The sequence below is a fragment of the Arthrobacter sp. 10N44_2 genome, assembly GCF_056394385.1.
Genome location: NZ_JBFTHT010000004.1, coordinates 307,301 through 316,931, shown reverse-complemented (window position 1 = coordinate 316,931; position 9,631 = coordinate 307,301). Strand labels below are relative to the sequence as shown.

Sequence of the window (9,631 nt, the reverse complement as noted above, 5' to 3'; positions counted from 1 at the left end):
ACCGACATCTCCCCGGTCGGGTTCGCCGCGCAGCTGCACGTGGGCCTGGCGATCCACAACTACGGCATCCAGGAATACATGCAGCACTCGGATGCGACCAACGAGGTCTTCGAACAATCCATGACCTTCGTCGACGGCTACCTCCACCCGGGCGACAAGCCCGGCATCGGCGTGGAATTCAACGAAGAAGCCGCCGCCGCGTTCCCCTACCAGCAGGCCTACCTGCCCTACAACCGCCTCGTCGACGGCACCGTCCATGACTGGTGAGCTGAAGTCCGCCGGTCCCGCCCACATTGTCGTCATGGGCGTGACCAGTTGCGGCAAAAGCACCGTGGGCGCGGCCATCGCCGACCGCCTGGGGGCGGAATTCCTCGACGGCGACTCGCTGCACCCGCAGTCGAACATCGACAAGATGGCCTCGGGTACCCCGCTGGACGACGACGACCGGGCACCCTGGCTGGCCGAGGTCGGCAGGCGCTTCGCGGCGTCGGACTCCGGGCTGGTCATCGCGTGCAGCGCGCTCAAGCGTTCCTACCGCGACATCATCCGCAGCGGGGACTCCTCCGTGGTGTTCGTGCACCTGCACGGCACCCGGGAACTGCTCGGCAGCCGCATGGCAGCGCGTCCGGGCCATTTCATGCCGCTCTCGCTGCTGGATTCGCAGCTCGAAACCCTGGAAGAACTCCAAACCGATGAAGCGAGTGTTGTAGTGGATATCGCCACGCCAGTGAACCAGATCGTTGACGACACTGTTGCGGCCCTTGACGGGCTGCAGGGCGGAGCCACCCGGTTCCTGGTGGACCTGAAGGCCGCGCCGTTCAACCTCGACGATGCCGCGATTGCGTGGGTGGAGTCCACCATCGGCTCCATGTCGGACGAGGAAAAGATCGGGCAGCTGTTCATCAACCACAACAACGACTACTCCCCGGAATACCTCGACGGTGTCCTGGAGCAGTATCACGTGGGCGGCATGCGGTACCGGCCGGGGCCGTCGGCCGAGGTGCAGGAGCACATCCGGTACGCGCAGTCCAAGACACGGGTGCCGCTGCTGATCGCATCGAACCCGGAAATGGGCGGCGCCGGCAGTTGCGACGACGGGACGTTCGTCTCGACCCACCTGCAGGCGGGCTCGCACCCGGACAAGGGCATCGCCCGCCAGATGGGGCGCGTTGCCGGGGTGGAGACCGCCGCGCTGGGCTGCAACTGGGCCTTCGCGCCGATCGTGGACATCCACTACAACTGGCGCAACACCGTCATCTCCACCCGGGCCTTCGGCAACGCCCCGGAAATCGTGGTGGAGCGGGCCAAGGAGTACTTCGACGGCATCAGCGAATCGCCCACCGTGTGCGCCATGAAGCACTTCCCCGGTGACGGCCTGGACGAGCGGGACCAGCACGTGGTCACGTCCTACAACACGTTCGGCTACGAGCAGTGGAACGAGACCTACGGGCACGTATACCGGGAGATGATCGGGCACGGCGTGCAGTCCATCATGGTCGGGCACATCGGCGCACCGGACCTGTCACGGCATTTCCGCCCGGGCCTCGCGGCGGGGGACATCCTGCCCGCGACCCTGGCGCCGGAACTCCTCCAGGACCTGCTGCGCGGCGAGCTCGGCTTCAACGGGCTGATCCTCACCGACGCGTCCCAGATGATCGGCCTCACCCAGGCCATGAAGCGCAGCGAGCTCGTCCCGGCCACCATTGCGGCCGGGTGCGACATGTTCCTGTTCTTCCGGAACCCGGCCGAGGACTTCGGGTACATGCTGGACGGCTACAAGTCCGGGGTCATCACCGAAGCGCGGCTGCATGACGCGCTGCGCCGGATCCTGGCCCTCAAAGCCTCGCTCGGACTGCACAAGGCCGCGCGGGAATCCCTCGTCCCGCCGGCGGAGGCGCTGGCAAAGATCGGCAGCGAAGCGCACCTGGCCATCGCCGCCGAAATTGCGGACAAGACCGTGACCCTGGTGAAGGACACTGCGCAGAACCTGCCCATCACACCGCGGACGCACAAGCGGATCCGGCTGTACGGCATTTCCGGCGGCTCGGACTTCACCATGGCGGATCCCCTGGCCTACCTCGATGTGGTGGCCGCGGAACTGGAGCGGGCCGGTTTTGAGGTGCACCTCTTCAAGACGGCGGCGCAGCGCAAGGCGGCAGGGGAGGAAGGCGTGAACTTCATGTCCGTCATCTCCGAGGAAGCCACCGGCGACTACGCGGACAAATATGACGCCGCGTTCGTGTTTGCCAATGTGAAGGGCTTCGCGCAGGAGGCAGCGATCCGGATCAAGTGGTCCACGCCGATGGCCGCCGAGATCCCCTGGTACACCACCGAGGTCCCCACGGTGTTCGTCTCGCTCAACCAGCCCAACCACCTCATTGACGTGCCGATGGTCAAGACCGCCATCCACGCCCACGCGGGCACGCCGGCAGCCATCCGGGCCGCCATCGAGAAGATCCAGGGCAAGTCGGAGTTCCAGGGCACGTTCAACGAGAACGTCTTCTGCGACTCCTTCGACACCCGGCTCTGAGCCGCGCTGCGTTTTTGACCTGACGCGGCGCAAAATACCCTGCGCTACGAGGATTCCCGTAGCGCAGGGTATTTTGCGCCGCGAAAGCCCGAAACCTGCGCGAAAAACCCCTCCCGCGGCACCCCGCGCAGGCGTAGCGTGGGGCCATGGAGAAGACCGGATGCGCGGTGGTGGGCGGTGGACCTGCGGGGATGATGCTGGGCTTGCTCCTGGCACGGGCCGGGGTGCGGGTGACGGTGTTGGAGAAGCACGCCGATTTTCTGCGCGACTTCCGCGGCGACACGGTGCACCCGTCCACGATCCGGCTCATTGACGAACTCGGACTCGGCCGGGAGTTCCGCCGGCTGCCGCAGAGCCGCCTGAAGAATGTCGTTTTCCCGGTCCCGGGCGGGGCGCCCGTGACCATGGGCGACTTTGACGCCCTGCCGCCGCCGTACAACTACATTGCCATGATGCCGCAATGGGATTTCCTGAGCTTCCTCGCCGCCGCCGCAGCCCAGGAGCCGGGGTTTACGCTGCTCATGAGCCACACCGCCACGGGCGTGGTCCGCAACGGAGGCCGTGTCCGCGGAGTCCGCTTCCGGACCGCCGACGGCACACAGGACGAGCTCCTGGCGGACCTGGTGGTTGCCACGGACGGCCGCCATTCCGCGCTGCGCACCGCGGCCGGGCTGGCGCCAAAGGAGTTCCCGGTACCCTTCGACACGTGGTGGTTCCGGCTGCCCCGCTATCCCTCCGAAACGGGTGAGGTGGCCGGGCTCGTGCCGGCGTTCGGCCCCGGCGAGGCGCTGCTGGCCCTGTTCCGCAACGACTACTACCAAATGGGCTACCTCGCCGCCAAGGGCGCCGACGCCCGGATCCGCGCGGAAGGCGTCGAGGGCTTCCGACGGCGGGTGGCGGCCCTCCGCCCGGATCTTGCGGACCGGGTTGACGCCATCGAATCCCTTGATGACCTCCACTGGCTCGACGTGCGGCTGAACCGGCTGCACTCGTGGCACATCAACGGGCTGCTGTTCATCGGGGACGCCGCGCACGCGATGTCCCCGGCCGGCGGCGTCGGAATCAACCTCGCCATCCAGGACGCCGCCGCCGCCGCCGAGTACCTTGCCCCCGCACTGCTCCGGGGCCGGGTGACCACGGCAGACCTGGAGAAAGTCGAGCGGCGGCGCCGGCTGCCCACCGTCATTGTGCAGAGCGTCCAACGGCTCATGCAGAGGGCAGTCTTCGGCCCGATCCTGACCGGGAAGCGGTCGAAGGCTCCGGCCGCGGCATTGTTCTTTGCACGGCACGTTCCGGTGTTCCGCACCATCATTCCCCGCTTCATCGCCTTTGGCCCGCGCCCCGAGCACGCACCGGCCTTCGCGCGGCGGGCCGAACCCCAGCCGCAGCCCTAGCCGTGCTTTCCCCGCCGGCCGGCGCCCCGTCGATTGCTCCGTAACCGCCCCTTGGAGCCTCCAAAAGGGCGCTTACGGAGCAACCGATGCGGTTAGCCGTGCGCCGTGAGGTAGCCGATCAGGCCCTTGACGGTAGCCACCGCCGAGTAGTCGCGCTCCGGAATGTCCACGCCGGTGGCCGCGTCGATCGTTTCCACGAGCCGCAGGAAATCAAGCGAATCGAGTTCCAAATCCTGGCGCAGCCGGGCGTCCTCGTCGACGTCGTCGAGTTCGACGTCAGGGGCCACCGCGCCGATCGCGGCGTGCACCGCCGCGCGGGCGTCCTGTTCGTTCATGGTTCCTCCGGTTTCCTGGCTTTGGGTGTCACAGGTGCTCCGGTTCCTGCAACAGCTCGTTGATCCGGGCGAGGTAACGGGCGCCGCGCAGGCCGTCGCTGACCCGGTGGTCCGCGGAGAGCGTAGCGATGGCGGCATGCCGGACCCCAAGGAGCCCGTCCTGGGCCCAGGGCTGTTCCATCACCCGGCCGAAGCCCACCATGGCCACCTGGGGCGGATAGATCACGCCGTAGACACTGTCTACGCCGAGGTCTCCGAGGTTGGTCACGGTCAAGGTTGGATCGGCCATTTCGGCGCGCTGGAGACGCCCCGCACGTGCCCGGCTGACAAGATCCCGCAGCTGCTCCATGAGCACGTCCAGGGGCAGGGTGTCGGCGTCGTGGATCGCCGGGGCCACCAGACCGCCTTGGCGCAGGGCCACCGCGACGCCCAGGTGCACTGCCGCACTGGGACGGAAACCGCCGTCAACGTAGAAGCCGTTGACCTCGGGGACGTCCCGTGCCGCCAGAGCCGCGGCTTTTAGCAGGAGCGCCGACGGCACCAGCCGGCCGGCGACGGGCCGGTGCGCATTGACCGACTGCATCCACCCGACGGCGGTGCGCAGATCCAGCGTGGTGCTGAGGTAGTAGTGCGGGATGGTCTGCTTCGAGCGCGTCATCAGGGCGCCGATGGCCCGACGCAGGCTGGCCACGCGCTCGCGGGCTTCCGACGTCGGCCTCCCTCTAGCTGGTGTCTCCGGCGCTTCCAGTACGGCCGCGACGCGTTCCGGAGCTGGGGGTTCCGTCGCGGATGCAACCCGACCGGGCTCCGGGGGACCCGGCGTTGGAACTCTGGCTGCTGCGCGCTGCACGTCGGCCACCGTCACGGCGCCGTCCGGGCCGGTGCCGGTCACGGTGGAAAGCCCGATCCCGAGTTCCGCGGCGAGCCGCCGCGCCCGCGGCGACGAACGCACCCTGCCCGTCCCGCCGGTCCGGGCCGCCACCGCGTGTTCGACGTCGGCGCGGGTGATGGCCCCGTCCTTGCCGGTGCCCTGGATCCTGCCGGTGTCCACGCCCAGCCGGTGCGCCAGGTGCCGCACGGGAGGGGCGATCGGGGGACCCGCCGTCGGCCCGACCGGCTCAGGGGGCCGCGGCGTGAGAGCAGCGGGTTTCGACGGCGCCCCCGCCGGGGGAGCCGCACGAACTGGAGCCCCGACCTCAGCAGGGGTCTGGGTGATCACGGCCAGCGGGGTTCCCACCGGAACGGTTTCGCCGATGCCCACCAGGAGGTCCGCCACGACGCCTTCCTGGAAGGACTCCACGTCCATGACCGTCTTGTCCGTGTCCACGACCGCCACGAGATCGCCGCGGCGCACATAGTCACCGCGCTTGACCAGCCATTCGACGATCTTGCCGTGCTCCATGTCGGCCCCGAGCGAGGGCATCAGGAAGTCACCCACCGGCGCCTACTGTTGCTTTGGCCGCGGCCACGATCCGTTCCGCGGACGGCAGGGCGGCGAGTTCCAGGTGCTTGGCATAAGGGATCGGCACCTCGGCGCTGCAGACCCTGGCCACCGGCGCATCGAGGTCGAAAAACGCCTGCTCGGTGATCCGCGCACTCACCTCGGCCGACAGGCTGCCGCTGCGCCAGCCTTCATCGACCACGACGGCCCGGTGCGTCCTGGTCACGGAGGAGAGGATGGCGGCGTCGTCGAGCGGACGGAGCGTGCGCAGGTCCAGGACCTCGGCGTCGATCCCTTCGGCGGCGAGCTGTTCCGCGGCGTCGAGCACCACGGGCAGGGTCCCGCCGTAGGTGATCAGCGAGATGTCGTTGCCGGGGCGCCGGATGGCGGCCGTGCCGATGTCCACCGGGCCGGCGTCGTCGGCCAGTTCCCCGGGGACGTTGTACAGCGAGCCGTGCTCGAAGATCAGCACGGGGTCCGGGTCCTGCAGCGCCGTCCAGAGCATGCCGCGGGCGTCTTCGAGGGTGGCCGGGGCCAGGATCCGCAGCCCCGGGATGTGCGCGTACCAGCCTTCGAGGCTGTGCGAGTGCTGGGCGCCGAGCTGGCGGCCCGCACCGGTGGTCATGCGGATCACGAGCGGGACGTGGAACTGCCCGCCGGACATGTGCAGCAAGGTGGCGGCATTATTCACGATCTGGTCGAGCGCCAGGAGGCTGAAGTTGACGGTCATGATTTCCACGATCGGGCGCATGCCGCCCAGGGCCGCGCCGATCCCGGCACCGACGAACCCGGATTCCGAGAGCGGGGTGTCACGGATCCGGTCCGGGCCGAACTCCTCCAGCAGGCCCAGGCTGACCGCGAACGAGCCGCCATAGGCGCCCACGTCCTCGCCCATCAGGAATACGCGTTCGTCGCGGATCATGGCGTCGCGGATGCCCGCCCGGAGCGCCTCTCGGTAGCTCGATTTCATGGCGTGCCTGCGGCCTTCCCGGCAGGCTGCCCGGCTGTGCCCGCGCCAGTGGCTGTGCCCGCGCCGTCTTCGGCGCCGCGCTCGCTGTAGACAAAGCGGGTCAGTTCCTCCACCGGTTCCGGGGTTCCGGCCTCGGCGAACTCGACGGCGGCCGCGATCTCCGCCTGCGCGTCCGCCTGCAGCTGCTCCCACTCGGCGGCCGAGAGGTGGCCCGCGGACTCCAGCGCGGTCCGCAGCAGCGTGATCGGGTCCCGTTCCATCCACCGCGCCACCTCCTCCTTCGTCCGGTAGCGTTCGGGATCGAACATCGAGTGGGCCCGGAAACGGTAGGTCCGCAGCTCCAGGAAGTGCGGACCGCCTCCGGAGCGGACGGCATCCACCGCGCGGCGTGCACCCTCCTCGACGGCCAGGACGTCCATGCCGTCCACGGCCCACGCGGGGATCTCGTAGCCGGCAGCCTTGAGGGCGATGTCAGTCTGCGATTCGGAACGGGCCAGGGCGGTACCCATGGCATAGAGGTTGTTCTCGCAGCAGAACAGCACGGGCAGCTGCCACAGGGCCGCCAGATTCAGGCTCTCGTGGAATGCGCCTTCGGCCACCGCGCCTTCGCCGAAGAAGCACACCGTGACATTGGAGCGCCCCGCCATCTTGTCGGCCAGTGCCAGGCCGACGGCGAGAGGTAGGCCCCCGGCGACGATCGCGTTGCCGCCGAAGAAGCGGGTGGGGGCATCGAACAGGTGCATTGACCCGCCCCGGCCACGGCAGCACCCCTCAACGTAGCCGTACATTTCGGCGAGGATCGCCTCGGCCGAGACGCCCCGCAACAGCGCGTGCCCGTGCTCCCGGTACGTCGCGACGACGGCGTCCTCCGGTCCCAATGACGCCAGGACGCCGGCGGCGACAGCCTCCTCGCCAATGTACACGTGCAGGAAGCCGCGGATCTTGGCTGCACTGTACAGCTCGACGCATTTCTCTTCGAGCTGGCGGACGCGCAACATCTGCAGCAGCAGGTGCTGGCCGTGGGCCGCGTCCAAAGGGCCTCCTCGTGGGCTCGCTGTACCGGTCATTTCGGTGCCTGTTCGGTGCTGGCCGGCTCTATGCGGGCCGGGTTTGGCGGGACCGGGGGCGTCTCGATGGTGGAGGTGTCGCCCTCGGGCAGGCCGAGCTCGCGGGCCTTGAGCAGGCGCCGGAGGATCTTCCCGCTGCGGGTCTTGGGCAGTGCGGCGGTGAAGTCAAGCAGCCGCGGCGCAACGGCGGGGCCCAGCCGCTTGCGGGCGAAGCCGATGATGTCCAGGGCCAGCTCCCCGGACGGTTCCCAGCCGGTCCGGAGTTCAACGAAGGCCTTGACCACCTCGCCGGCCACCGGGTCCGGGACCCCGATCACGCCGGCCTCGGCGACGGCCGGGTGCTCCATGAGGGAACTCTCCACCTCGAACGGGCCGATCAGGTGCCCCGACGACTTGATGACGTCGTCGCCCCGGCTCACAAACCAGTAGTAGCCGTCGGCGTCGCGTTTGGCGAGATCCCCGGTCAGGTACCAGCCCCCGGCGAAGCAGCGGCGGTAGCGCTCCTCTTCGTGCAGATAGCCGCGGAACATGGAGGGCCAGCCGGGCCGGAGGGCCAGTTCCCCCATGGAGTCGGGGTCCGTGACCAGCACCGCTTCGCCGTCGCGGATGACGGGCTTGCCGTCCGCATCCCGGGCCACGACGGCGGCCTCGACGCCGGGCAATGGACGGCCCATCGAGCCGGGCCGGATCTCGGTTGCGGCGTAGTTCGAGATCATGATGCCGCCTGTTTCGGTCTGCCACCAGTTGTCGTGCACCGGCTGGCCGAAGGCCTCCTGCCCCCACACCACAACCTCCGGGTTGAGCGGCTCGCCGACGCTGGCGACGAAGCGCAAGGCGGAGAGGTCGTGTCCTGCGGCGCGGTCGGCTCCGGCCTTCATGAGCATGCGCAAGGCCGTCGGGGCTGTGTACCAGACCGTGACTCCTTGCTCGGCGAGGATCCGGTACCACCGGTCGGCGTCCATTTCCTCCTCGTCCACGATGGCCGTCACGCCGTGGCTCAGGGGTGCGATCACGCCGTACGAGGTGCCCGTGACCCAGCCCGGGTCGGCCGTGCACCAGTAGACGTCTCCGGGGTGCAGGTCCAGGGCGAAGGTTCCGGTCGCGTGGTGGGCGGTCACGGCGTCGTGCACGTGTATCGCGCCCTTGGGAGTGCCGGTGGTGCCGGACGTGAAGTGCAGCAGGGCCATGTCCTCCGGCTGGGTGGCCGCGATCTCCCCGTCCGGCGGGGCTTGGCGCATGAGGGCGGCCAGGTCGAGGGTTCCGGGCTCGGGATCGCCGTCGGCGTCGATAAGCAGGACGTGGCGCAACTCCGGGAGCTGCCCGCGCAGCTGGACGATCTTCTTGCGGTACAGCGCCCGCGTGGTGACCAGCGCCCGGCCGGAGCCCAGAGTGAGGCGCTGCCGCACCGGCTCGGGACCGAAAGCGGAGAACAGCGGGCAGAACACGCTCGCGTTCTTGAACGTGCCGAGCACCGCGATGTACAGGGCGGGGCCGCGGCCGGTGAGGGAGAAGACCCGTTCCCCGCGGCCGACGCCAAGGCTGCGCAGGACGCCGGCGAAGCGGCTGGTCTGTTCGGCGAGTTCGGCGTAGCTCAAGGAGTGGGTGCTGCCATCGGCCCGGACGAACCGCAAGGCCTCATGTCCTGCCGTGCTGCCAGCCGCGTGCCGGTCCACTGCCTCGTAGGCGATGTTGAGGCCGCGGCCACCGGGGAGTCCGGATAGGGCTCGCCGGGCCTCATCCCAGGTGAAGGCCGCGCACGCCGCGTCATAATCCACCAGGTTCGGCCGGACCCGGAAACTGCCGATGTCTTTGGTGATCGCAGGCCAGCGGATGGATGGTTCGGTTCCTGCCGTCATGGTTCCATCCGACTCCCGTGTGCCGGTGCCGCCCAGAG

At 69.0% G+C, this 9,631-nt stretch carries 8 protein-coding genes; 3 read left to right on the top strand and 5 right to left on the bottom strand.

The genetic code is table 11. The features are described from left to right. The 3 genes from AC1DBX_RS07460 to AC1DBX_RS07450 all read left to right on the top strand — a co-directional run. The coding region (locus AC1DBX_RS07460; protein ID WP_476931442.1) for an enolase C-terminal domain-like protein at positions 1 to 267 on the top strand (267 nt) is incomplete at its 5' end. Further along, positions 257 to 2,530 (top strand): gluconokinase, GntK/IdnK-type, encoded by a 2,274-nt coding sequence (locus tag AC1DBX_RS07455; protein WP_476931441.1) that lies wholly within the window; start codon positions 257 to 259, stop codon positions 2,528 to 2,530. The genes AC1DBX_RS07460 and AC1DBX_RS07455, both read left to right, overlap by 11 nt. Positions 2,531 to 2,676: 146 nt before the next feature. After that, positions 2,677 to 3,924, top strand: a complete 1,248-nt coding sequence (locus tag AC1DBX_RS07450; RefSeq protein ID WP_476931440.1) for an FAD-dependent oxidoreductase — start codon at positions 2,677 to 2,679, stop codon at positions 3,922 to 3,924. A gap of 92 nt (positions 3,925 to 4,016) precedes the next feature. Here the strand turns inward: AC1DBX_RS07450 and AC1DBX_RS07445 are convergent, their stop codons facing one another. Genes AC1DBX_RS07445 through acsA form a run of 5 tightly spaced genes read right to left on the bottom strand, consistent with a single transcriptional unit; the run spans position 4,017 to position 9,593 of the window. Beyond that, positions 4,017 to 4,259 carry an acyl carrier protein gene (locus tag AC1DBX_RS07445; protein WP_476931439.1) on the bottom strand — a complete coding sequence of 81 codons (243 nt, stop codon included), beginning with the start codon at positions 4,257 to 4,259 and terminating at the stop codon, positions 4,017 to 4,019. Between the two features lie 28 nt (positions 4,260 to 4,287). Continuing rightward, positions 4,288 to 5,697 carry a 2-oxo acid dehydrogenase subunit E2 gene (locus AC1DBX_RS07440; RefSeq protein ID WP_476850482.1) on the bottom strand — a complete coding sequence of 470 codons (1,410 nt, stop codon included), beginning with the start codon at positions 5,695 to 5,697 and terminating at the stop codon, positions 4,288 to 4,290. After that, entirely contained in the window at positions 5,690 to 6,670 is a 981-nt protein-coding gene (locus AC1DBX_RS07435; RefSeq protein WP_230008216.1) for an alpha-ketoacid dehydrogenase subunit beta, read from the bottom strand. The genes AC1DBX_RS07440 and AC1DBX_RS07435 overlap by 8 nt, the downstream gene beginning before the upstream one ends. Continuing rightward, positions 6,667 to 7,737: a pyruvate dehydrogenase (acetyl-transferring) E1 component subunit alpha gene (gene pdhA, locus AC1DBX_RS07430; protein WP_476931438.1), complete on the bottom strand. Its 1,071-nt coding sequence runs from the start codon at positions 7,735 to 7,737 to the stop codon at positions 6,667 to 6,669. Before pdhA ends, AC1DBX_RS07435 begins: the two co-directional genes overlap by 4 nt. Next, a complete protein-coding gene (gene acsA / locus AC1DBX_RS07425) occupies positions 7,734 to 9,593 on the bottom strand; it encodes an acetate--CoA ligase (protein ID WP_476931437.1) in 1,860 nt (619 codons plus the stop codon). Before acsA ends, pdhA begins: the two co-directional genes overlap by 4 nt. Positions 9,594 to 9,631: the final 38 nt, after the last annotated feature.